Source organism: Permianibacter fluminis (assembly GCF_013179735.1).
Lineage (GTDB): Bacteria > Pseudomonadota > Gammaproteobacteria > Enterobacterales > Permianibacteraceae > Permianibacter > Permianibacter fluminis.
Window position 1 is genome coordinate 495,582 of record NZ_JABMEG010000002.1, and the last position, 24,621, is coordinate 520,202.

Sequence of the window (24,621 nt, forward strand, 5' to 3'; positions counted from 1 at the left end):
TGCCCGGCTTATGCCAGCGCCGGCAGCGCCCAGTCGACCGGCGTTTGGCCGTGGCCGACCAATGCGGCATTGCAGCGGGAAAAATGCTTGCAGCCGAAAAAGCCCCGGTGCGCGGAAAGCGGCGAGGGGTGCGGTGCCGTCAACACGGTGTGGCGCTGGCTGTCGATCATGCCGAGTTTGCTCTGCGCCGGTTTGCCCCAGAGCAGGAAGACCACATGCGGGCAGCGGTCGTTGACTTCACGAATGATGCGGTCGGTGAACGGTTCCCAGCCCTGACCCTGATGCGATTGCGGCTGACCGGCGGCGACGCTGAGCACGGTGTTGAGCAGCAGCACGCCCTGATGGGCCCAGTGCGACAGATCGCCGTGGCGACTGATCGGAATGCCGAGATCGGCCTGCAGTTCCTTGAACATGTTCAGCAGCGACGGTGGTAGCGGCACGCCCGGATTGACCGAAAAGCACAGGCCATTGGCCTGACCCGGACCGTGGTAAGGATCCTGCCCGAGGATGACCACCTTGAGCTGTTCGATCGGGGTGGCTTTGAGCGCGGCAAACAGCCGATCCCGTGGCGGGTAGATGGTGATGCCCTGTTCGCGCTGCTGATCCAGAAACTGCATGACCGCGCGAAAATGCGGGCTGTCTTTTTCGCCCTGCAGTGCGCTGCTCCAGCTGTCATTCATGGTCGGGGTCGGTGCCGGTTATTCAGGCGGCGCACGTTAGCATGGCGGCTCCGGCGCGTCATTCGATGACGCGCCGGAGCCTGCGGTTCAGATGGCGATTGAGCTTGCTGCAGGTGGTTGGGTTGATGCTGAAGTTGATGCTGCGGTTGAAGCGGAGGTCGAGGCACAGGCTGAAGCCCGTGTCGCAATCCGTTCGGAATCCAGCACCGAACTCCGGATGGGCATCGCGCAACCGCTCAGTAATCGTCGTCCGGCAATTCGTCGTGGCTGTCGTGCCAGTCGTCATCCGGCAAGTGCGTGGTACCGGCGTCGGCATCCAGGACAAAGTCTGATTCGCCACCCCGATTCGATGGCGGCGGCGCCATGCTCAGCAACAAATCGCGCCAGCTGTCGCGATCAAGTGCCAGCACATCGCCGTCGGCATATTGGATGTCGATGACACCATCGGCGTCGTCCATCGCGACGACTTCAAACAGGCGTTGTTCGCCGTGATCGCGATACCACTCGCCAACGATGGGTTCGAGTTTGCGGACCATGACCTGTGTCCTTTTCGGGCGGCGCAGCGGCCGTTTGTGGGCTGCTCGCTGCTCGTGCAATGAAACCGGTTTCGGGCGTCGCTTTGATTGGTGTGAGCGCGGCGCGTGATGGCGTCGCAGCGGCCCGGCAGGTGACGGCATCGATGTCCGTTACCTGCCTAGCATAGCCGCTCACACGCGGCCCGGATCACGCATTTGGCTCAGGGCGCCGGCGGTCCGGCAAGCGGTGGCGGCGTCGGCAAGGGGGCTCGGGCGCTATCCGACAGCAGATCAAACACTTGCGCATCCTGGCCAAGCCGTTCGGCATAAATCAGGCTGTAGGCCATGACATTTTTGACGTAATTCTGGGTTTCCTGAAACGGAATGGTTTCAATCCAGATATCCAATGGCAAATCGGCGAATTGCTCGCGCCAGCGGTCGACCCGGCTTTGGCCGGCGTTGTAGGCCGCGGTGGCGTAAACGTAGTTGCCGGCGTTGCGCTGAATCAGCTCGGCCAGATGGGCGACGCCGATTCGGATGTTCTGGTTCGGTCGAATCAGATCGTGACTGCCGTCGTAGTGGATGCGGTATTTGCGGGCGGTTTGCCGCGCGGTTTCCGGCATCAACTGCATCAGACCGAGCGCGCCGGCGCCGGATTTGGCGTCGCTGATGAACATGCTTTCCTGCCGGGTAATTGCGAACGCCCACGTGGGGTGGATCTGCCGGTAGCGCGATTCGCTGGTCAGGGTATCGGCATGGGCCAGCGGAAAGCGCAGCTCCCAGGCGCCGGTCGCCGGGGCTTTGCCGAGCGCGGCGATGGCGCGATCCGGCCAGTTCCAGTCATTGGCGACCACGGCGGCGGCATGCAGCTCGGCCGGGCTCAGGGTCTGGCTCAGGGCATACCATTCGCGCCGGGCGTCCACCTGCCGGTCCAGCGCCAACCATTCCCTGGCCCGCTGCATCGCCGGCAATGCCCGGATGCGGGCGACGGTATCGGCCGATACCGCTAAAGGCGGCGGACTCATCCGGTTGCGCTGGCCGAGCTGGCCGCGTGCCAGAAAACCGTAATAGTCGAGATTGCCAGCTAGCGATTGCCAGATGCCGACGGCACTGTCGCTGCGGTCCTGAGCGGCCAGGCTGCGGCCACTGAAATAACGCCAGCGATTGCTCTGATACTCAGAGGCTGGCAGCTGGTTGAGCCAGTAATCGGTATCGGTCCAATTTAGCCGGCGCATGGCATCGACTACCCGCGCCGCGGCGACGCGCTCGTCGGTCAGCCGGGCTGGAATGGCCGCGAGAAACCGGCTGGCGGCCGGGTGGCCGGCGCCGGCCAGCGCCAGGGCAAAGGTACGGCCGGCCTGTTCGCGCCAGACGATCGGGAACGCCGGATCGCTGGTGACCAGATCCCAAGCGGCCAGCGCCTCGTCGCGGTCCCGCCAGGCCAATCGCTCCAGCGCCCAGGCTTTCAGGCGCCAGATCTCCGGCGAGTTGCTGCGAAACAACTCGGACTTGGTGACATCCAGCGGATGCTTGCGCAGCCGCTGCCAGAGTTCGGTCAGCGGCCGCTCGGCGACCGGCAACAGTGGCCGCAGCGCGCGGATGGTTGCGCCTTCGTCTTCCTCGACGGCCAGTTCCAGCCGCTGCCAAATGCGCTCCGGGGTCCGCTCACCGGCGGCAATCCACAATTTTTCGACGCTGGCACAGGCGCTAGGCAAGGGTTTGGCCGTTAACCAGATTTCAGCGAAGCCGGGCAGCGCGGTCGGATTGCTGCCGCCACTCAGCGCAAAGCGCAGGTAATGACAACGCAGCTCGAGATTGCGGCTCGGCCGGTAATACAACAGAAAGCCGGCCGCATCATTCTTGCCGGCGAGCCGGCGCAACCAGTCTTCCCGCAGCTGTTCGGCAAACGGGGCGCCATCGTGGCGCAGCAAAAAGGCGCCGAGCACGCGCTCATCAACCTTTGGAAACGCCGCGTTCAGGACATCGGCTTCGAGATAGGGCAGCAGCGGATAATCCGCCAGCGCGGTCCGATGCTGATCAAGCAATTCCGGCTGGCTGGCAACGAGCGGCTCCAGCCGACGGAACAATCGGCGGGCGTTTTCGTACGGGTCGGCAGCCGGACCGGTGCCAAGCAACACTGGCGGCTGGTTGTTGTCGACCACCATTTCCGCGGACTTCAGCGGGCTGTTTCCGGTGGCAGCAGTGACAGCGGTCGCCAGCAGTGGCAACAACGTGAATACCAAAAAACGACAATACAGTGGGCGGCTCATGTTCTGCAGTTCAGATTACCCGGGAAACAGGCCGGGCGGACAACGGAAAATCGAATCATCTTGGTCAACATTGTCGATGATTCCCGGCAATTTCGCCACTCATCGTACCGTCAGCCGGCTTTACGCTTGCCTGCTCGGGGGCGGATAATGCGGCCGTTAGCAATCGACGGGCGGCAGTTTCTGCACGCTGGAGTCAGGCATGGCCAAAGGCACCAAATACCTCGCCAAGGAAATGAACGCACATGGCGTCATTCACTGGAGCGATGAAGAAAACGCAATCTGGAATGAGCTGATCACGCGGCAGAAAAAAGCGGTGGTCGGAAAAGCCTGTGATGAGTACATGCACGGCATCGATCTGCTGAATTTGCCTGAGGATCGGGTGCCGCAGCTGGATGAAGTGTCAAAAGTGCTGCGCAAGGAAACCGGCTGGGAAGTGGCCTGGGTGCCGGCGCTGATCAATTTCACCACGTTCTTTTCGCTGCTGCAGGACAAGAAGTTTCCTTGCGCAACGTTTATCCGGACGCGGGAAGAGCTGGACTATCTGCAAGAGCCGGATATTTTCCACGAAATTTTTGGTCATTGCGCGATGCTGACCAATCCCTACTTCGCGGAATTCACTCACACCTACGGCAAACTCGGTTACGCCGCCTCGAAAGAAGATCGGGTGTTTCTGGCCCGACTGTACTGGTTCACCATCGAGTTTGGTTTGCTGCGCTCGGCCACGGGTCGCCGGATCTATGGCGGCGGCATCATTTCGTCGATTGGCGAAACCAAGTACGTCTACAGCGACGTGCCGGAAGTGCGACCGTTCGACGTCGTCGATGTGCTGCGGACACCGTATCGCATCGACATCATGCAACCGGTTTATTTTGAGCTGGATAGCCTGCGTCAGCTGTTTGATGTCGCTCGCGGCGACATCATGGCGCAAGTCGAAGAGGCGAAACGGCTTGGCCTGCATGCGCCGAAATTTCCGCCGAAACCGGATGCTATCGCCAGCTGAGTCGGCATACGGGTAAACGGCGGGCGACCGCCGTTTACGTTTCGTCCGATGGTGTGACGAAATGAGCCGTTGCTAAAAAATTCTTGAAAACGGGCGTCAGCGAAAAGCGCGTGTCACTGACGCCTGAGATTGCACAAAGCCGTTGTAACCACCCATTCATATTGCTTGTTCACCTGCCAGGATGCCTGCCATGACGCAGAACGCTGATTTTGATCCGGTCAATCCCATCGGCACCGACGGCTTCGAGTTCGTTGAATTTACCGCACCGACACCGGCTGGCCTGGAAACCCTGAAAAAGCTGTTCGTTCTGCTCGGGTTTACCGCGGTTGCCAAGCATCGCAGCAAAGATGTCACGGTTTATCAGCAAGGCGATATCCACTTCCTGATCAATGCCGAGCCCTATACCCATTTTGCCCAATTTGCCGACGCCCACGGCCCCTGTGCCTGCGCAATGGCGTTCCGGGTCAAGGATGCGGTCAAGGCCTATGAGTACGCGCTGTCAAAAGGCGCCATTCCGTTCAAGGGTTCATACGGCTTCATGGAGCTGAATATTCCCGCCGTATACGGCATTGGCGGCAGCGTGCTCTATTTTGTCGACCGCTACGGTGAGCGCAATATTTATGACGTCGACTTCCGGCCGATTCCGGGCGCGAAACCGGATCAAAACAGCGTCGGTCTGGCGGTGCTGGATCACCTGACCCACAACGTCAAGCGCGGCAACATGAATGTCTGGTCCGGCTTTTATGAACGCATCGCCAATTTCCGGGAAATCCGTTACTTCGATATCGAAGGCAAGCTGACCGGGCTGCTCAGCCGCGCCATGACCAGTCCGTGCGGCAAAATCCGGATTCCGATCAACGAATCTTCGGATGACAAGTCGCAGATTGAAGAATTCATCAAGCTGTATCGCGGCGAAGGCATCCAGCACATTGCGCTGTCGAGCGAGGATATTTACGCCACGGTCGCCAAGCTGAAGGCCAATGGTGTCAAGTTCCTCGATACCCCGGACACTTATTACGAAGGTGTCGACGCCCGCGTCCCCGGCCATGGCGAAAACCTCGACAAGCTGCGCGAGTTGCGCATTCTGGTCGATGGCGCGCCGGTCAAGGGCGATGGCATTTTGCTGCAGATTTTTACCGATACCGTGATTGGTCCGATCTTCTTCGAGATCATTCAGCGCAAAGGTAACGAAGGTTTTGGCGAAGGCAATTTCCGGGCATTGTTCGAGTCGATTGAGCAGGATCAGATTCGTCGCGGCGTGCTCAGCGACAGCAAAAAGGAAAAAACGAATGCGTAAGTGGATTTCGTTCCCCTGGCGGGAAGGCAAGATCTCGCGGCAGGCTCACGCCGATTTTCCGGAAGAAGGCATTTACGAGCGGGAAGCCGGCCGTAGCGGCTTTTTTGGCCCGACTGCGCATTTTCATCACAAGCGGCCGCCGACCGCATGGACCAGCTGGGAAGGCCCGCTGCGTCCGCGCGCGTTCAATCTGAAAAACCTCGAACTGTCGACCGACAGTCCGTGGCAGGCGCCGTTGTTCCTGCACAATGCCAGCTGCAAGATGCGTTACTGGCACTGCCCGCGCAGCATGGATTATCTGGCCCGCAATGCCGATGGCGACGATCTGTTTTTTGTTCACGCCGGCGACGCCGATTTGTTCACGGATTACGGCTGTCTGCGCATTGGTGAAGGCGACTATGTGGTCATTCCGCGTGGCTGCATGTGGCGGCTGGAAATCCATCAACCGATCACCATGTTGATGGTCGAAGCGACCAATGACTCTTATCAGTTGCCGGACAAGGGCTTGCTCGGCCCGCAGGCGATTTTCGATCCGGCCATGCTGGATGTGCCGGCCATTGATGAAAAATTTCTCGCCCAGCAGGACGATGGCCGTAGCTGGAAGGTCTTGATCAAACGCTTGGATGCCGTGTCGGTGGTCAGCTATCCGCACAGTCCGCTCGATGCGATTGGCTGGCATGGTGATCTGGCGGTGGTCCGCATCAACTGGCGTCATATCCGGCCGCTGATGAGTCACCGTTACCATTTGCCGCCCTCGGCGCACACCACTTGGGTCGCCAGCCGGTTTGTCATTTGCACCTTTGTGCCGCGACCGATCGAGTCCGATCCGGGCGCCTTGAAAGTGCCGTTTTATCACAACAACGATGATTTCGATGAAGTGATTTTCTATCACGCCGGCAATTTCTTCAGCCGTGACAATATCGGCCCGCAGATGATCACATTCCATCCGAGCGGCTTTACTCACGGTCCGCATCCGAAGGCATTTGCTGCCGGTCAGCAGCATACACGCAAGGAAACCGATGAAGTCGCCGTGATGGTCGACACCCGCGATCCGCTGGTGGTTGGCGAAGCGGCGTTTGCGGTGGAAGAAAAAGCGTATGCCGATAGCTGGAAAACCAAGGGCTGAATACCGAGCGCTGAATACCGGTCACCAGGTTGGCTGAACGGTTTTGTCGGTGAGTTTTGAGGGACATTGAATGAAGTTTGCAACATTGAAAAATGGCAGTCGCGATGGTCAGCTGGTGCTGGTCAGCCGGGATTTGCAACACTGCGCTGCCATTCCGGACATCGCACCGACCTTGCAGGCACTGCTGGACCAGTGGGCTGTTCTGGCGCCGAAAGCGCAGGCCCTTTATGCGCAGCTGAATGCCGGCACGCTGGCCGCGAAAGCGTTTGACGAGGCGGTCTGTTTGTCGCCACTGCCGCGAGCCTATCAATGGGCGGATGGCTCGGCCTATGTCAATCACGTCGAGTTGGTACGCAAGGCGCGAGGCGCCGAGATGCCGCCATCGTTCTGGACTGATCCGCTGATGTATCAGGGCGGTTCCGATACCTTTCTGGCACCGCGTGATCCCATCGTCATGGCCAGCGAGGATTTCGGCATCGACATGGAATCCGAAGTGGCGGTCATTACCGGCGATGTGCCAATGGCGGCGTCTGCCGAGCTGGCGGCGAAATCGATCCGTCTGCTCATGCTGGTCAACGATGTCAGTTTGCGCAATCTGATTCCGGCCGAACTCGCCAAGGGTTTCGGTTTCTTCCAGAGCAAGCCGTCGAGTGCGTTTTCGCCGGTGGCGGTAACGCCGGATGAGCTCGGCACCGCTTGGCAGGATGGCAAGGTGCAGCTGCCTCTGCTGACCTGGCGCAATCAGGAGCTGATGGGCAAACCGAACGCTGGTGTCGACATGACGTTCAATTTCCCGGCGTTGGTGGCCCATGCGGCCAAAACCCGGCCGCTGGGCGCCGGCGCGATTATTGGCTCGGGAACGGTCTCGAACCGGGATACCGATGGCGGTGCTGGCAAGCCGGTCGTGGATGGTGGTTTGGGCTACTCCTGTATCGCCGAGGTGCGGACGGTAGAAACGCTGCGCCATGGCGCGGCAAAGACCTCGTTCCTGAAATATGGCGAGCGGGTCCGGATCGAGATGCTTGATGCGTCGGGCCACAGTATTTTCGGCGCCATCGATCAGACGGTACAGCCCTACACGTTGCCGGGTTGAGCCTTGTGCTGAAGCTCTATACCTACTTTCGCTCGTCGGCCGCATACCGGGTTCGGATTGCCCTTAACCTGAAAGGGCTGCCGTACGAGGCACTGCCTGTCCACCTGTTGCGCAACGGCGGTGAGCAGCGCAGCGACGCTTACCGGAGCCGCAACCCGCAGGGGCTGATTCCGTTCCTGGACACGGAGGCAGGCGGAGTTGGTCAAAGTTTGGCCATTCTGGAGTATCTGGAAGAGCTCACGCCCACCCCGGCCTTGCTGCCGTCCGAGCCGCTGAAACGGGCGCAAGTCCGCGCCTTTGCTCAACATATAGCCTGCGACATCCATCCGCTGAACAACTTGCGGGTGTTGCAGTATTTGACCGGTACCCTCGGCATCAGCGAGGATGCCAAGCTTGCCTGGATACGGCACTGGCTCGCGGAAGGTTTCCGCGGGCTGGAAGCCGAGGTCGCACAGCGCAACCCTTCTGGTCCGTATTGCTTCGGGGAACAACTGACGTTCGCCGATGTCTGTCTGGTGCCGCAGTGGTTCAATGCCGAACGATTCCAGTGCGACCTGACACCGTACCCGCGTTTGGCCGCCGCCGTGAAAGCCTGCAACGAGTTGCCCGCTTTCCAGTCTGCGCACCCTTCGCGCCAACCTGATTCCGAATAAGAGAAACGAAATCATCATGCTGTTTCGATTGACTGTAGTGGCGGCAGCGTTGTCTGCGTCTGGTTTGGCATTTGCAGCTGTGGCAAATAAATATGATGTGGTTGAATTGCCTACGCTGTGTGATCCGGCCAATCCAACAAAGTGTGGTGCGTTTAGTTTCGCGTATGGGATCAATAACGCAGGAACTATAGTTGGAACGTCCAACGGACCACTTGTGCCAGACACAGGAGATATTGACGGTGACGGCAATGTCACTGAAGAAATACGAGATTACGTTTATCACGCGTTTAGCTTGCAATCAGGTACCATGGCCGACTTGGGGCATTTGGGTAAGGATGAGAGTTACGCTGTTTCCGTCAATGGGGCTGGCGAAATCGTCGGCCGTGGTAACAAGGTTACTGCCGTTGACGGTACAACCGAAACGGTTCAGATACGTGCTTTTCGTATACCTGTTGGCGGTAGCATGACGGACTTGGGTGTGCCCGTACAAACAGTTGGATTAGTAAGCGCTACTGATGTTTCGGATGATGGATATGTTGTTGGTTATGCAACAGCTCAGGCCATTTCTGGAGATACTGCGTACTACACACGTGGTTTTGTATTTACTCCGGGAGGTGGCCTGACCCTTATTCCGGCACTTCAAGATAAAACCGGCAGTGTGCTTCGTGCAGTAAATGGGGCTGCCGGAAGAGCCGTAGGTTTCTCGGTAAAAGATGGAGTTTCTAGAGCAATTCAGCTGGAGCTTAATACTCCCAATACTTTGCTCGATCTGCAGACCTTAGGAGGGACTTCAGCTGAAGCAAACGACATTAATGCGCTCAGACAGGTAGTTGGTCGCTCCTATACAACAGGTAACTCCAAGATCGAAGCTTTTCTTTATGATGAATCAACAACACCAGTAATGCGTGGTTTAGGGCAGCTGGGCGAGACTTTTCGCTTTAGTCAAGCTAATGCAATCAATTCTGCAGGCGATATAGTTGGTACCGCACAGGCATCCTCTGGACCTACGATCTATCACGCTACTGTATTTGCAAGTGCCACTTCTTCAGCGAAATTGGTGGACCTTAATTTGCGCATTGATTGTGAAGCTTCGCCATCTACACGCTGGACGCTTACTGAGGCGGTTGGTATCAATGACAGCGGCCAAATTATCGGTTACGGCACGAGAGGCACAAATGTTAGGGCTTTCTTACTAACGCCCAATCCAAATGTTGATTCTATTCCAACCCCCTGTTCGCCAGCTGAGCCAGAGTTTGAAAATCAAAGTGGTGGGGGTGTTTTTGCTGCGTTGTTCCTTCCGATATTGCTGTTGGTCCGCACACGTCGTCGCACACGTCGTGTAGTTAAATGAATTGCAGTCAGGAAAATGACTCAGAAGAAGGGGAGCTTTCGCTCCCTTTTTTTGTCGGTGCTGAATCAGATTACATATTTGGATAATTCGGTCCACCAGTCCCTTCCGGCACCACCCAATTGATGTTCTGCTTCGGATCTTTGATGTCGCAGGTTTTGCAGTGCACGCAATTCTGAGCGTTGATCTGCAGGCGTGGTCGGTTGTCGGCTTCGCGAACAATTTCATAGACGCCAGCCGGGCAGTAACGCTGGGCCGGTTCGTCGTACAGGGCAAGGTTGTGGTCAATCGGTATCGAGCTGTCTTTGAGCGTCAGATGACAGGGCTGATCTTCTTCATGGTTGGTGTTGGAAATGAACACCGAACTCAGCCGATCAAAACTCAGCACGCCATCCGGTTTCGGATACTGAATCTTCTTGCTGCGTGATGCCAGCTCCAGTGATTCGTTATCTGGCTGGCTGACCCGCAGCGTGAACGGTAGCTTGCCGCGGAACAACAGTTGATCGACACCGGTGAACAGCACGCCGCCCCAGAGGCCGAATTTGTGGAAGGCCGGGTAGGTGTTGCGGGCGCGGTACAACTCGTCGTGTACCCAGGAGTTGCGGTAAGTCGTTTCAAATGCGCTCAGATTCTCGTGGCCGGCGCTGCCGTTTTTCAGGGCGGCAAATACGGTCTCGGCGCCCAGCATGCCGGATTTCATCGCGGTATGACTGCCTTTGATTTTCGGCAGATTCAGGAAGCCGGCTTCGCAGCCAATGAGCAGGCCGCCGGGGAAAGACAGTTTCGGCACCGATTGCCAGCCGCCTTCGTTAAGCGCCCGGGCACCATAAGAAACACGACGGCCGCCTTTGAGGTATTTGGCAATGGCGGGGTGGGTTTTGAAGCGCTGGAATTCTTCGTACGGACTCAAATACGGGTTGGAATAATTCAGGCCAATGACAAAGCCGATGGCGATCTGGTTGTTTTCCAGGTGATACAGGAACGAGCCGCCGTAAGTGTCGGATTGCAATGGCCAGCCGGCTGAGTGCACCACCAGACCTTGTTGGTGATTTTCCGCCGGCACGTCCCAAAGCTCTTTGATGCCGATGCCGTAATGTTGTGGGTCGCGATCCGTGCGCAGACCGAACTTGGCCATCAGTTGCTTGCCGAGGTGGCCGCGACAACCTTCAGCGAACAGCGTGTATTTGGCGCGCAGTTCATAGCCCGGCTGGTAGGAGCCTTTCTGCTGACCATCTTTGCCGATGCCCATGTCGCCAGTGGCGATACCGGCGACCGAGCCATCGTCGTGATAAAGCACTTCGGCCGCAGCAAAACCGGGGAACAAGTTAACGCCCATGGCTTCAGCCTGCTGACCGAGCCAGCGACACAGGTTGCCCAAGCTGATGATGTAATTGCCATGGTTTTTCTGCTGTGGGATCAGCAGCGAGGTCGGCCACGAGACTGCGCCGGTCTCACTCAGAAACAGGAATTTTTCAGCGCTGACTTCGGTGTTGAGCGGTGCGCCCAGTTCTTTCCAGTTCGGCAGCAGTTCGTTCAGCGCCCGCGGCTCGAATACCGCACCGGACAGGATATGGGCGCCGATTTCCGAGCCTTTTTCGACCAGACAGACGCTGATGTCATGGCCGCTCTCTTGCGCCAGCTGACGCAGCCGAATGGCAGCAGCCAGGCCGGACGGCCCACCACCGACGATGACGACATCAAACTCCATGCTTTCACGTGCCACGAGCTCACTTCCTCTGATCCACGGCCCTGCGGCCGGCTGGCTAAGGGTCATACGACCCGTTGGTGCGTCCGTATCGGTTTTCGGCCGCTGTTTTGCGTTGAATCATTGACCGGAAGCGCGCCAGGTTCCAAGATCGCGCCTCCCGCGCCGGGGCCCCTCTTTGCTCAGTTTCTGAGCAGGGCTGCCCGGCTAGTCGAAAGTGCGGAATTATAGGACCTTAAGGCCCCGTCATGAAAATTCTGGTCGCAATCAAGCGCGTCATCGACGCCAACGTCAAGGTGCGGGTGAAAGCCGACGGCACCGGCGTGGAAACCGCCAACGTCAAAATGGCGATGAACCCGTTCTGTGAAATCGCGGTGGAAGAAGCCGTGCGCCTGAAAGAGAAGGGCGTCGCGACCGAAATCGTCGTGGTCAGCGCCGGCCCGACCCAGACGCAGGAAACCCTGCGTACGGCCTTGGCACTGGGCGCCGATCGCGCCATCCATGTCGAGGAAGCCGCCGAGCTCGAACCGCTGGCCATCGCCAAGCTGCTGAAAGCGGTGGTGGAGCGTGAACAGCCGCAAGTCGTCCTGCTCGGCAAGCAATCGGTCGATGCCGACAACAACCAGACCGGCCAGATGCTGGCGGGCCTGCTCGGTTGGCCGCAAGGCACGTTTTTGTCGAAAGTTGGCGTCAATGGCGGCGAAGTTGAAGTCGTCCGCGAAATCGACGGCGGTCTGGAGACCTTGAAGCTGAAACTGCCGGCAGTGCTGACCACCGATCTGCGTTTGAACGAGCCGCGTTTTGCCAGCTTGCCGAACATCATGAAAGCCAAGCAGAAACCGCTGGCCAAGCTGACCGTCGCCGAACTCGGCGTCAATGTGGCGCCGCGCGTCAAGACCCTGAAAGTCGAGGCGCCGGCGGGCCGCAAAGCCGGTATCAAAGTCGGCTCCGTGCAGGAGCTGGTCGACAAACTGCGTAACGAAGCGAAGGTGATCTGATGGCCATTCTTGTTATTGCCGAGCACGCCAAAGGCAAACTCGCCGGTTCGACGCTGAACACCATTGCCGCTGCTGCAAAGATCGGCGGCGACATCCACGTATTGGTTGCCGGTCATGGCATCGATACGGTTGCCAATGAAGCCGCGCACGTGGCGGGTGTTGCCAAGGTGCTGAAATTGGATGACGCCGGTTTGGCCCATCTCACCGCAGAGAACCTGACGCCAGCCGTGCTGGCGCAGGCCAAGACCTGTTCGCATGTGCTGGCGCCGGCGACCACGTTCGGCAAGAACCTGTTGCCGCGCGTTGCTGCCCTGCTGGATGTGCAGATGGTGTCGGAGATCACCGGCGTTGTCAGCGCCGATACGTTCCAGCGCCCGATTTACGCCGGTAACGCGATTGCCACCGTGCAATCGACCGATGCCATCAAAGTCATCACCGTGCGCAGCACCGGTTTCGATGCCGTTGCTGCCACGGGCGGCAATGCCGCCGTCGAGGCCATCAGCGCCAGCGCGGACAACAGCCTGTCGAGCTTTGTCGGTCAGGAACTGACGGTTTCGGCTCGGCCGGAACTGACCGCCGCCAAAGTGATTGTGTCCGGTGGTCGCGGCATGCAGAGCGGTGACAATTTCCCGATGCTGGAAAAGCTTGCCGATTTGCTCGGCGCTGGTGTCGGTGCGTCGCGCGCCGCCGTGGATGCCGGCTTTGTCCCGAATGACTATCAAGTCGGCCAGACCGGCAAGATTGTCGCGCCGCAGCTGTATATCGCCGTCGGTATTTCCGGCGCCATTCAGCATCTGGCCGGCATGAAGGATTCGAAGGTGATTGTCGCCATCAACAAGGACGAAGAAGCGCCGATTTTCTCGGTGGCCGATTACGGTCTGGTTGGTGATCTCTTTCAGCTGGTGCCGGAGCTGACCGCTGAGGTCGCCAAGCTGAAAGGCTGATAATCAGCACAAGCGCAGCAGAGTTGTCGCCAGCGGCCCGGTTTATCCGGGCCGTTGGCATTTCCGGGGCGCGGTTTCGTTTGGCCGTGCTGCCAGCGCAAATTTAATGGCCCGGGTGAAGGCGAAAACGGCACTCGTTTGCTAGGTTTGAAGGGCGAGTCGTCAAGGTAACGCTTACAACATGAATCTGCGGCTGAAAGCCGGGGAATTGCTGCCCGGCATGTATGTGGTGGAAGTGGTTCGACAGTCTGGCCAAATGCAGGTCACAACGCAGGGCTGGGTGCGCACGGCTGCGGCGATTGCGGCGCTGCGCGAGCGCGGTATCGAAGAGGTTCTGATCGATCCCAGCAAGACGATTACCGGGTCCGAAGCCGCTGCGGTTCAGGCCGCTCAGCTGGCCGCGGCAGCAGCGGCGGCCAGCGAGGCGGCCACGGCGAAAGCGGGCCAATCCGATCCGGTCAGCGCTGTGGTGCAAGCCGCCAAAGTGCCGCTGGAAACCGAACTCAATCGCGCTGCCAAACTGTATGCCGAAGCCAAGGCGCTGCAGCAAAAAGCGTTTGACGACATCAAGGCCGGTCGACCTCTGGCGCTGGAGCCCATGCAGAACATGGCGACGGCCTTTATCGATTCGGTGTTCCGCAATCAGGATGCGTTGCTGTGCATGAGCCGGATCCGGGAGAAGGACGCCTATCTGCTGGAGCATTCGGTCAACGTCTCGATTTTGATGACAGTGCTGGCCCGACAGCTGAAGCTGGAAGAGTCGGTGATCCATGAGCTGGCGACCGGTGCGCTGCTACACGATTTGGGCAAGATTTTGGTGCCCGATCACATACTACAAAAACCCGGCAAGCTGACCGACGAGGAGTTTGTCGAGATGCGCCGGCACGTCGAATACGGCTACGAAGTGGTCAAGCAGATGCCCGGTATTGCACCGCGCAGTCTCGAAGTGTTGATACAGCATCATGAGCGACTGGACGGTCGCGGCTATCCGCACAAATTGCAAGGCGAGCAGATCTCGCGATACGGCCGCATGATTGCCATTGTCGATACCTACGATGCCATCACCGCCAGTCGGGTGTACAAAGACGGCTTTACCTCAACCCATGCGTTCAAGATTTTGCGTGAGGCGGCCGGCACCGGTTACGACAATGAGCTGGTCGCCGAGTTTATTCGCGCCATCGGCGTCTTTCCGGTGGGTTCACTGGTCCGGCTCAAGAGCCAGCGGCTCGGTATCGTCATTCAGTCAGGCAGCGCGGACCCGTTGCGACCGGTGGTCAAGGTGTTTTACCACAGCAAATTCCGTCAGCAGCTGCCGGTTACCGATGTCGACTTGGCCGCCGCGCGCTGCGAAGATGAAATCGAGGCAGCGGTCAAGCCGGAGCAATTCAAGATCGATCTGATCGGGTTTTTGCGGTCCATTGCTGGCGTCAAGTAAGAGCCGTTTTAACTTTGCCGGATGTCTCGGCAACCCATCCTTGCTGGCAAACCGCGCCATAACACGGGGAAGAAAAAAGCGGTAACCAAGATCGGTTACCGAGAACGGTAAAAAGCCGTTAACAAAAATCGTAATGAATGGAGCGACTCATGCAGAAACGGATGCCGGTGGCGAGCTTGAAACCGGGCATGTATGTCGTTGAAATCAGCCAGCAGGCCGGGCAGTTGCAAGTGCGCACCGAGGGATGGTTGAAAGATCAGGCCGCCATTGATGCATTGGCGCAGCTGGGTATCGAGGAAGTCGTTATCGATTTGGCGCGCCGCGACAACAGTAGCGAGCTGATGCCAGCCAAACCGGTACCAGCCAAGCGCCAAAGCGTTGCGACAACATCGGTGGCGACCGCCAGCTTTGAGCGCGAACTGGTCGAGGCCGACGCCATTTACGGCGAAGCCTTGCAGCTATTGGACGCGGCCTTGCTGGCCGCCAAAGACGGCCGGCCACTGCCGACGGAGCCGCTGCGCGCGGTGGTCAAGCAGAGCATGGCGTCCTTGCTGCGCAATCAGAATGCCTTGTTGTGTCTGGCTCATTTGCGCGACAGCAATCGTTACCTGCTCGAACATGCCATCAATACCAGCATTCTGATGACGGTATTTGCCCGCTCGTTGAAATTCTCTGACACCGACATCGAGGCCTTGGCCTTGGGCGCACTCTGGCATGACATCGGCAAGATTCGCATTGCGCCGGCCATCCTGGATAAACCCAGTCGGCTGACGGCAGAAGAAACTCGCGAAATGCAGCGCCATGTCGAATACGGTTTGGCATATGTGCAGGACGTTCCCGGCATAGATGCCATGACGCGCGCAGCGATCAGTGAGCACCACGAGCGGATGGATGGCAATGGCTATCCCGGCAAGCTGCGCGCTGCTGCGATTTCCCGTGCTGGCCGAATGATGGCCATTGTCGACAGCTACGACGCCCTGACCGGCTTGCGCGTTTACCGCGGCGCCGTAACGGCGGTGCGGGCGTTCAAAACCCTGCGCGCCGACAGCTATGCGCTTTACGACGCCGAGTTGGTGATGGACTTCATCAAGGCCATCGGATTCTATCCGGCCGGCAGTCTGGTCAAGCTGCGCAGCCAACGCTTGGCGATGGTCATCTCGGTCAATGCGGGCAAGCCGTATCAGCCGCTGGTCAAGGTGTTCTATCACGGCCGCTTCCGGCAACCGCTGCCAGTGCAGGATGTCGATCTGGCGGCGCCGGATTGTGATGATGATATCGAAGCTGCCGTGCTGCCCGAGCAATTCAAACTGGATTTGCTGCAGTTCTTCCGCACGGTCGTCTTGCCCACCTGATCATCGTCTGCTCTGAAGATGGCCCGGAGGTGCAGTGCTATGCCGAGCTCGGCAAATGCTGCGATGCAGAATTGTAACGGTCTTTTTCCGTCAAAATGCCTCCCTTGTTCCGACCGGCCGGCTGTGTTCTCATCAAGGCCGCTTTTTTTGGGTACCGCGCCGCGGCATCAATGCTTTGCCACAAGCCGATTCAGTAAGTGCGGACCTGTCACTCCCGTTGCCCGTTAAGGAGATTCCATGTTGACGCATTCGCTGCGCCGATCAGCGTTGCCGCTGATTTTGCTGCCGGCTTTGGTCTTGCTCGCCGGCTGTGGTGATGAGCCGGCTGCGACGGCCAAACCGGCACCGTTCGCTTCCACCTACAAACCGCTGCCGAGCAAGCCGACCTTGCTGCGCAACGCCACTGTGTTGATCGGCAACGGCCAGCAACTGGACAACGCCAGCGTGCTGTTGCAAGACGGCAAGATTGTCGCAGTGGGTAGTGATGTGAAGGCGCCGGACGGTGCCGACATTATCGACGCCAGTGGCAAGTGGGTCACCCCGGGCATCATCGATGTCCATTCCCATCTCGGCGTTTACCCGAGCCCGGCGTTGACTGCCTCCGAAGACGGCAACGAAATGGTGGCGCCGGACACCGCCTACGCCTGGGCGGAACATGCGGTCTGGCCGCAGGATCCGCAATTTCCGCTGGCATTGGCCGGCGGTGTGACCAGCATGCAGATTCTGCCGGGTTCGGCCAATCTGTTTGGCGGTCGCTCGGTGACCTTGAAAAATGTGCCGGCGCGCACCGTGCAGCAAATGAAATTCCCGGGTGCGCCGTACGGTTTGAAAATGGCTTGTGGTGAAAATCCCAAACGCGTTTACGGTGAAAAAGGCGGTCCGATGACCCGCATGGGCAACGTCGCCGGTTACCGGAAAAGCTGGATTGAAGCGGCCAAGTATCTGAAAGACTGGAAAGCCTACGAAGACGCGTTGGCCGCTGCCGAAGGCAATGAAGCCGCCGTCGCCGACAAGATGCCGCAACGCGATTTGCGGCTGGAGACCTTGGCCGGTGTGCTGAAAGGCGAAATCCTGGTGCAGAACCATTGTTACCGCGCCGATGAAATGGCCGTCATGATCGATATCGCCAAGGAGTTCGGTTTCAAAATCACCGCCTTCCATCACGCGGTCGAGGCTTACAAAGTGGCTGACTTGCTGGCCGAAAACAATATCTGCGCTGCCGTCTGGGCCGATTGGTGGGGCTTCAAACAAGAAGCGTATGACATGACGCTCGAGAACGCTGCCTTCGTCGACAAGGCGCGCGCGACTGTCACAGTGGATGGCAAGGAACAGCAGCGTGTGGGCTGCGCGATCATTCACTCCGACTCCGCGCTGGGCATTCAACGGCTCAATCAGGAAGCAGCCAAGGCGATGGTGGCTGGTCGTCGTGCCGGGATCGACATCAGCGAAGCGCAAGCCATGCGCTGGCTGACCGAAAACGCGGCCAAGGCGCTCGGCATTGCCGATAAGGTCGGTACGCTGGAGCAAGGCAAGATGGCGGATGTCGTGCTCTGGGATCGCAGTCCGTTCTCGGTCTATGCCCACGCCGAAAAAGTCTTTATCGACGGCGCTCTGATGTACGACCGCAACAACAAGCAGCAGCAAGCGGCAACCGATTTCGAACTCGGCATTGTCAAGCCGGAAGGAGAGCGCCTGTGAAGACGCCAATGACGCAATCGTTTTTTGTTCAATCCCTGCGGCGTACCCTGTTGGCAACGATGCTGCTGGCGCCGTTGGCTCAGGCCGACAATCTGTTTATCCAGAACGGCAAGCTGTATGGCAGCGACAACACCGGCACGCCGATCAGCGGCAATGTGCTGATCCGTGGCAATCGCATTGTCGCGGTCGGTGCCGAGGTGAAACCCGATGCGGACAGCCGCATCATCGACGCCAAAGGGCGTCCGGTCACGGTCGGTTTGATGAACGCTCACACCGGTCTTGGCACGGTCGATATCGATGCCGAAGACAGTACCGCTGATACCGCCACGCCGGATTTGCGTTTCGGCGCAAGTTTTGATTTGACCGACGTCATCAATCCTGACAGCGTGCTGATTCCTTATAACCGGATGATGGGCCTGACGCGCGCCGTCGTCACGCCAGCAGTAGGGCACGATGTGTTTGGCGGCCAGTCCACGCTCATCCGTTTAGCTGGTGATGACGTGGTTGAGCGGCGGCAGGCGGCGGTGATCGCCAACTACGGTGCGCATGCCAATGGCGCCAACGAAGGCTCACGTGCATCGACGTTGCTGGCGATGCGTATGGCATTTGATGACGCCAAAGATTACACCGCCAACAGGGCGGCGTTCCAGCGCGGCGAGCGTCGCGAGTACTCGCTGCCATATCGTGATCTCGATGCCTTGCTGCCGGTACTGGACGGCCGAATTCCGCTGATTGTTGCGGTTGACCGGGCCCAGGATATTCGCGCCATCTTGAAACTGGGCAGCGAATACAAACTGCGGCTGATTCTGCTCGGCGCCAGCGAAGGGCATCGTGTCGCCAAGGACATTGCGGCGGCGAAAGCCGCGGTGATTCTGGCGCCGATGGAAAATCTGCCGGACAGTTTCGATACGCTGTCCGCCTCGCTGAGCAATGCCGCGGAACTGAACCGTGCCGGCGTCAAGATTGCCTTCACCAGCAATGCCGGTGACTCGCCAAGCCACAATGCCCATCTCGCTCGCCAAGGTGCCGGCAATGCCGTCGCCAATGGTTTGCCGGCTGACGCCGCGCTGGCGGCGCTGACCCGCAATCCGGCCGAAATGTTCGGCATTTCCGATCACTACGGCAAGCTGGCCGCCGGCTATGACGCCGATGTCGTGGTCTGGAGCGATGACCCCTTGGAGGTCACCAGCTATCCGGATCACGTGATCCTCGCGGGTACCGAACAATCTTTGGTGTCGCACCAGACCCGGCTGCGTGACCGCTACAAGGAGCCGGCCGATCCGCTGCGTGCTTACAAGCGTTGAGCATGCACGGCTATAAAACGGGTCATAAAAATGGCCATGAAAATCGTAGTGAAGATTTTCATGAAGTAGCCGGGATCCCGTTCGCCGGTGGCGCGCTGGTCAGTGCGCCACCGGCATAGTTTTAAAGGGCAAATTTTGTGGTTCAGATTGGGGAGAGAACAACAATCATGATGCGAATTCTGAAATGGCTCGGCATTCTGCTTGCCAGCGTGTTTGGCTTGCTGCTGATCGCCGCAACCTGGGGCTGGTATGGCCGTTTGCCGTTCGATATGGCGATCAATCGTGCTTTCCTGCAGTTTGTGCTGGAAAGTCCGGAAACGCTGTCGCAGCTGCGCATGCTTGAGAGCATGGGTATTACCTTCCATCAAGATGATCTGGACGACGAGTCAGTTGAAGCCGGCGACCGCATGATCAGCAAAATGAACAAGATGGCGGAAGAGTTCAAAAGCTACGACCGCGACAGTTTGAGCTATCAGCAGCAGCTGACCTACGACATGGGCAACTGGTTTGTCGACAAGATGAAAGATGGTGCCGACAAATGGCGCTATCACAATTATCCGGTCAACCAGCTGTTTGGTGTCCAGAACGGCTTTCCGACCTTTATGGAGTCGGCGCATCAGGTCAACAGTGTCGGCGATGCCGAAGACTACAACAGCCGCTTGTCGAAAATCGGCGTCAAGTTCGGCCAGGTTATCGACGGTCTGAAACTGCGCGAGCAGAAAGGCATCATTCCGCCGACGTTTGTCCTGGAAAAGGTCATTGCCGAGATTGACGGCTTCGTCAATACCCCGGCTGAGCAGAACATCCTGTACAGCTCGTTCGAGAAAAAGCTGACCGAGGCCAAATCCATTGAAGCGGCGGATAAAACCCGTCTGCTTGCCGATGCCAAGCAGCAGATCGAAACCACGGTGTATCCGGCCTACCGCAATCTGATGGCGTTTCTGGTAGAGCAAAAGCCGAAGTCGACCGCCGATGCCGGCGTCTGGAAGCTGCCGGAAGGCGATGCCTTTTACGCCTATGTGCTGGAGATGTTCACCACCAGCACCATGAAGCCGGAAGAAGTGCACCAATTGGGCCTGCAGGAAGTGGAGCGCATTCAAGCGGAAATGCGCGTCATTCTGGCCGAACAAGTCTACGACACGACCCAGCCGGTTGGGGTCCTGATGCGCAAGCTCGGCGAGGAAGAACGTTTCCTGTATGCCGATACGCCGGAAGCGCGTGAGCAAATCCTGAAGGACTACCAGACCATTATCGATCAGGTCTCGGCTGGTCTCGATCCGGTGTTCTCGGTCAAACCGAAGTCGGGCGTCAAAGTGGAGCGGATTCCGGAATTCAAGGAAAAAACCGCACCGGGTGCTTACTACAACCAGCCAGCAATGGACGGTTCACGCCCCGGCATTTTCTACGCCAATCTGTATGACATCAAGGCGACGCCGAAATTTGACATGCGCACGCTGGCCTATCACGAAGCGGTACCGGGCCATCATTTCCAGGTATCGATCGCCCAAGAGAATACCGAACTGCCGTTGTTCCGGCGGATGGCGCCATTTACCGCCTATGTTGAAGGCTGGGCGTTATACGCCGAACGATTGGCGTGGGAAGCCGGCTTCCAGAATGATCCGTTCGACAATCTCGGCCGTTTGCAAGCCGAGTTGTTCCGCGCGGTGCGTCTGGTCGTGGATACTGGTATGCATGCCAAGCGCTGGACACGTGAGCAGGCGATTGATTACATGATCGCCAACACCGGCATGGCCGATTCCGATGTCACCGCGGAAATCGAGCGCTACATCGTCATGCCCGGTCAGGCCTGTGCCTACAAAGTCGGCATGATCGAAATCCTGAAGTTGCGTGAAGAAGCAAAAGCCAAGCTGGGCAGCAAATTTGATATACGTGAGTTCCATAGCGTGGTTTTGAAAAATGGCGCGATGCCATTGTTCCTGCTGCGCAAGGTAGTGGAGGAGTGGGTGGCTGGCCAGCAGTCGGCTTGAACACTGGCGGAACCAGCAGCAATAAAAAAAGCGGCCCTCGTGGCCGCTTTTTTTCTGCGGCAGTTCATGCGGCTGCTAACCCCGGCACTCGGCACTTTTGCCATAATGTCAGCAAGCATTCACCGGATTTGTCATGACCCATCACGCCGACAGCATTGCTCCGCAGGAGGTTTTGCAGCGACTGCTAGTGCGCCAGCCGCACGGCGGCGATGCGCTGCGTGGCTTTCTCGATGTTCGCTCGGAAGCGGAGGCCGACGATGGCGCCATTCCGGGATTTTTCAATGCGCCCATACTGAACAACGCCGAGCGGCACGCGGTTGGCATTTGCTACAAACAGCAAGGTCAGGACGCGGCATTCGCGCTTGGCTATCAATTGACGGCGCCGTATCGCGCCGAGCGCGTTGCAGGTTGGGCCGCGCGGGCCGAGCCGGCGCAGCCGCTGATCGTCAGTTGCTGGCGCGGCGGCGCCCGCTCGCGATTGGCCTGTGAATGGTTGGCAGATGTTGGTATCGAGACGCAGCGGGTTCGCGGTGGCTACAAAGCGATGCGAGCGGTGCTGCGCGCGGCATTGGAACAGCCGCCGCCGTTGCTGGTGTTGTCCGGCGCGACCGGTACTGGCAAAACCCGATTGCTGCGCGAACTCGCGGTGGCCAAAGTCGATCTGGAGGCCTGTGCCAATCATCGCGGCAGTGCTTTTGGCCGGCTCGGACCCCAGCCTTCGCAGCAGAGCTTCGAGAATCGGGTCGGGCTTGGCTTGCTGGCGGCGGCCCGAGAATTTTTGATTGAGGATGAGAGCCGACTGATTGGCGTCAACGAACTGCCGCTGGCATTGAAGACGGCCATGTATTCCGCACCGGCGGTGGTGCTGGATATTCCACTGCCGCAGCGCAGCCTGCTGACGTTTGAAGAATATGTGCTGGAGCCGCTGCGTGCCGGCATCGATCCCGCCGCGTTGCAGCAGCGATTGCAAGCGGGGCTGGATCGCATTCAGCGCAAGCTCGGTCTGCAGCGACATGGTCAGTTGTCACGACTGCTGGCGGAAGCCATGCAGGATCCACTGGATGCCGAGCGTCACCACAGCTGGATCGGCCCGTTGCTTGCCGAGTATTACGATCCGCGTTATCACCATGCGTTTGCGCAGCAGCCCAGAACGGTGTTGTTTCGTGGCGATCACGCTGCCTGCGCGGCCTTCTTGCAGCAGCGCATGACCGCTGCCGTCGGCTGAGTTGCCGGCTTGGCCTGACGTCCGACATAACGCTCTGAACATGACACCTGGCGGTGTCGCAGCGATGGTGTCGGCATCAACTGCTACACTTTCGGCGACCGCTCAATGGCGGCCGTGCCGGAGCTCATGGGCCATGCCGTTTTCCCGTCGCCAATTTCTTTGCGCTGCCGCCGCTGCCGCGATGGCTGCCAGCATGCCAACGAATGCTGCTCGCAAACTGGTGGTCGCTACCTGGCCCAATTATCACGATCCGGAAAATCTGCGCCGCTTCACTGCCAAGACAGGCATACACGTTGAAACCCGAGTCTTCGGTTCCAATGAAGAAATGATGAACTGGTTGCTGAGCGGAAAATCCGGTTTTGATATCGTGGTTGCAACCAACTATGCCGTGAATGCCTACGGCAAAATGGGGCTGCTGCGGCCGCTGCGCCTGGAGCGGTTTCCGCATTATGACCCGGCCAGCCAGCAGCGCCGCTTTGTCGAAGTTGTCACCACCGAGCAGCGATTGTTTGGCCTGCCGAAAAACTGGGGCACCACCGGGTTCGTCTACGACCAAAAGAAAATCAGCAGCGCGCCAACGCGGTGGCGTGATTTCTGGGATCTGGCGACGACGGTGGCGAACCGGCAGACAGTGGTGCATGACTATCAGCTGACCGCCATCGGCAATGCCTTGAAATATTACCGTTACTCATTCAACTCGAATGTCGGCGCCGAGCTCGATGCCGCCGAAGCTTTGCTGCTGAAAACCAAACCGCATCTGCGCGCAGTCAGCAGCCTGGCATATGACCAGATGCGCGCCGGCGCCTGGCTGAGTATGGCCTGGTCCGGCGACGGTACCCTGCTGAACCGGGAGAATCCGGATCTGCGTTATGTCATTGCCGAAGAGGGCGGAGAAATTTGGGCCGATTACTTCACCATCACCCGCGAATGTCAGGACGTAGCCGCTGCCGAGGCGTTTATCGATTTCCTGTTGACGCCGGACAACAACGCCGCAGAAGTGAAAGCGCATGGTTTTCCGCCAATTGATGAGCGGGTGCTCGGTTTGCTGCCAGCGGCGATTCGCAACAATCCGATCATGTTTCCGCCGGCGGCACAGTTGAACAATCTGGAGTTTGGTTCGCGCGAAACACTGACCCACCCGCGCCGGGCCGAGATTCTGGCCAAATTCAAGGCCGCGTGAGCAACCTCCACCAACGCTGAACAACGCAATTTTCCCGGCAGGAGCAACGATGAGTGGTGTCTATGTGGTGACCGGTGCCAATCGCGGGCTCGGCCGTGCGGCAGCCGAGCAGCTGCTGATTCAGGGCAAGCTGGTGGTGCTGGGCTGCCGGGAACCTGAACCCGTGCAAGCGCGCTACAAGAATCGGCCGAATGCCATTGTGTTGCCGCTGGATGTCAGCGATGAACTCAGCACCATGCATTTCGGTCACGTGCTGATCCAGCAGCAGCGAACGGTCGCAGCGCTGATCAACAACGCTGGCGTTTTTCTCGAGCACAGCGAAGACTTTGCCGGTACGCCGAATCTGGCCAATGCCGAAATGGATCTGATCCGGCGGACCATGGAAACCAACGCCTATGGTGCCATCCGGATGTATCAGGCCTTGAATCCGCTGTTCGAGCACGGTGCCCGTATCGTCAATGTCTCTTCGGGCATGGGTCAGCTCAGTGAAATGAACGGTGGGTGGCCGGGATACCGGTTATCGAAAACTGCCGTCAATGCCGTCACCCGGATGCTGGCTGAAGAAACGTCCGATCGCGCGATGATCGTCAGCAGTGTTTGCCCCGGCTGGTGTCAAACCGATATGGGCGGTGCCGCCGCGACCCGAACCGCCGAACAGGGCGCCGACACCATCGTCTGGTTGGCGACCCACAGTGATTTACCGTCGGGAAAATTCTGGCGTGACCGCAAGGAAATCGCTTGGTAAAAATCCAGGCTGCTGGACGGTGCTTATTCGGTGGCATGCGCTGAAAAGAGACGACCTTGTTCTGA

20 protein-coding genes are annotated in these 24,621 nt (G+C 58.7%); 16 read left to right on the top strand and 4 right to left on the bottom strand.

All coding sequences use genetic code 11. The features are described 5' to 3' along the window. Positions 1–8: 8 nt before the first annotated feature. From ung to HPT27_RS17445, 3 genes are all read right to left on the bottom strand, one after another. Positions 9–680: a uracil-DNA glycosylase gene (ung, locus tag HPT27_RS17435; protein WP_172246154.1), complete on the bottom strand. Its 672-nt coding sequence runs from the start codon at positions 678–680 to the stop codon at positions 9–11. A 236-nt stretch (positions 681–916) separates the two neighbouring features. Beyond that, positions 917–1,216: a DUF6763 family protein gene (locus tag HPT27_RS17440; RefSeq protein ID WP_172246156.1), complete on the bottom strand. Its 300-nt coding sequence runs from the start codon at positions 1,214–1,216 to the stop codon at positions 917–919. A gap of 200 nt (positions 1,217–1,416) precedes the next feature. Beyond that, positions 1,417–3,465, bottom strand: coding sequence for a lytic transglycosylase domain-containing protein (locus HPT27_RS17445; protein ID WP_172246158.1), 2,049 nt, complete (start codon positions 3,463–3,465; stop codon positions 1,417–1,419). A gap of 199 nt (positions 3,466–3,664) precedes the next feature. Between HPT27_RS17445 and phhA the strand changes: the two genes are divergently transcribed. From phhA to HPT27_RS17475, 6 genes are all read left to right on the top strand, one after another. After that, positions 3,665–4,465: a phenylalanine 4-monooxygenase gene (gene phhA, locus HPT27_RS17450; RefSeq protein WP_172246160.1), complete on the top strand. Its 801-nt coding sequence runs from the start codon at positions 3,665–3,667 to the stop codon at positions 4,463–4,465. A gap of 190 nt (positions 4,466–4,655) precedes the next feature. Continuing rightward, positions 4,656–5,762 carry a 4-hydroxyphenylpyruvate dioxygenase gene (gene hppD / locus HPT27_RS17455; protein ID WP_172246162.1) on the top strand — a complete coding sequence of 369 codons (1,107 nt, stop codon included), beginning with the start codon at positions 4,656–4,658 and terminating at the stop codon, positions 5,760–5,762. Continuing rightward, the gene (locus HPT27_RS17460; RefSeq protein WP_172246164.1) at positions 5,755–6,888 is read left to right on the top strand and encodes a homogentisate 1,2-dioxygenase; all 1,134 of its coding nucleotides are present in this window, start codon (positions 5,755–5,757) and stop codon (positions 6,886–6,888) included. Before hppD ends, HPT27_RS17460 begins: the two co-directional genes overlap by 8 nt. 70 nt (positions 6,889–6,958) lie before the next feature. Then, complete coding sequence (locus HPT27_RS17465; RefSeq protein WP_172246166.1) at positions 6,959–7,981, top strand: fumarylacetoacetate hydrolase family protein; 1,023 nt, start codon at positions 6,959–6,961, stop codon at positions 7,979–7,981. A 5-nt stretch (positions 7,982–7,986) separates the two neighbouring features. After that, positions 7,987–8,634 carry a maleylacetoacetate isomerase gene (gene maiA, locus HPT27_RS17470; protein WP_407951151.1) on the top strand — a complete coding sequence of 216 codons (648 nt, stop codon included), beginning with the start codon at positions 7,987–7,989 and terminating at the stop codon, positions 8,632–8,634. A gap of 16 nt (positions 8,635–8,650) precedes the next feature. Then, positions 8,651–9,985, top strand: a complete 1,335-nt coding sequence (locus tag HPT27_RS17475) for a DUF3466 family protein (RefSeq protein ID WP_172246168.1) — start codon at positions 8,651–8,653, stop codon at positions 9,983–9,985. Between the two features lie 70 nt (positions 9,986–10,055). Here HPT27_RS17475 and HPT27_RS17480 read toward each other — a convergent pair whose 3' ends face one another. After that, a complete protein-coding gene (locus HPT27_RS17480) occupies positions 10,056–11,705 on the bottom strand; it encodes an electron transfer flavoprotein-ubiquinone oxidoreductase (protein ID WP_328820720.1) in 1,650 nt (549 codons plus the stop codon). Between the two features lie 230 nt (positions 11,706–11,935). Between HPT27_RS17480 and HPT27_RS17485 the strand changes: the two genes are divergently transcribed. The 10 genes from HPT27_RS17485 (at position 11,936) to HPT27_RS17530 (ending at position 24,556) form a co-directional block, all read left to right on the top strand. Beyond that, positions 11,936–12,685: an electron transfer flavoprotein subunit beta/FixA family protein gene (locus HPT27_RS17485; protein WP_172246170.1), complete on the top strand. Its 750-nt coding sequence runs from the start codon at positions 11,936–11,938 to the stop codon at positions 12,683–12,685. Then, on the top strand, positions 12,685–13,629 hold the full coding sequence (locus HPT27_RS17490; RefSeq protein ID WP_172246172.1) for an electron transfer flavoprotein subunit alpha/FixB family protein: 945 nt from the start codon (positions 12,685–12,687) through the stop codon (positions 13,627–13,629). Before HPT27_RS17485 ends, HPT27_RS17490 begins: the two co-directional genes overlap by 1 nt. Before the next feature lie 181 nt (positions 13,630–13,810). Further along, a complete protein-coding gene (locus HPT27_RS17495; RefSeq protein WP_172246174.1) occupies positions 13,811–15,064 on the top strand; it encodes an HD-GYP domain-containing protein in 1,254 nt (417 codons plus the stop codon). A 149-nt stretch (positions 15,065–15,213) separates the two neighbouring features. Further along, positions 15,214–16,416, top strand: coding sequence for an HD-GYP domain-containing protein (locus HPT27_RS17500; protein WP_172246176.1), 1,203 nt, complete (start codon positions 15,214–15,216; stop codon positions 16,414–16,416). 237 nt (positions 16,417–16,653) lie between these two features. Further along, positions 16,654–18,114: an amidohydrolase gene (locus HPT27_RS17505; RefSeq protein WP_172246177.1), complete on the top strand. Its 1,461-nt coding sequence runs from the start codon at positions 16,654–16,656 to the stop codon at positions 18,112–18,114. Beyond that, entirely contained in the window at positions 18,111–19,418 is a 1,308-nt protein-coding gene (locus HPT27_RS19670; protein WP_172246179.1) for an amidohydrolase family protein, read from the top strand. The genes HPT27_RS17505 and HPT27_RS19670 overlap by 4 nt, the downstream gene beginning before the upstream one ends. Positions 19,419–19,585: 167 nt before the next feature. Further along, positions 19,586–21,406, top strand: a complete 1,821-nt coding sequence (locus tag HPT27_RS17515; RefSeq protein ID WP_172246180.1) for a DUF885 domain-containing protein — start codon at positions 19,586–19,588, stop codon at positions 21,404–21,406. Positions 21,407–21,539: 133 nt separating this feature from the next. Further along, positions 21,540–22,631: a tRNA 2-selenouridine(34) synthase MnmH gene (mnmH, locus tag HPT27_RS17520; RefSeq protein ID WP_172246181.1), complete on the top strand. Its 1,092-nt coding sequence runs from the start codon at positions 21,540–21,542 to the stop codon at positions 22,629–22,631. A gap of 133 nt (positions 22,632–22,764) precedes the next feature. Next, on the top strand, positions 22,765–23,811 hold the full coding sequence (locus HPT27_RS17525; RefSeq protein ID WP_172246182.1) for an ABC transporter substrate-binding protein: 1,047 nt from the start codon (positions 22,765–22,767) through the stop codon (positions 23,809–23,811). 49 nt (positions 23,812–23,860) lie between these two features. After that, complete coding sequence (locus HPT27_RS17530) at positions 23,861–24,556, top strand: SDR family NAD(P)-dependent oxidoreductase (protein WP_172246183.1); 696 nt, start codon at positions 23,861–23,863, stop codon at positions 24,554–24,556. Positions 24,557–24,621 lie beyond the last annotated feature (65 nt).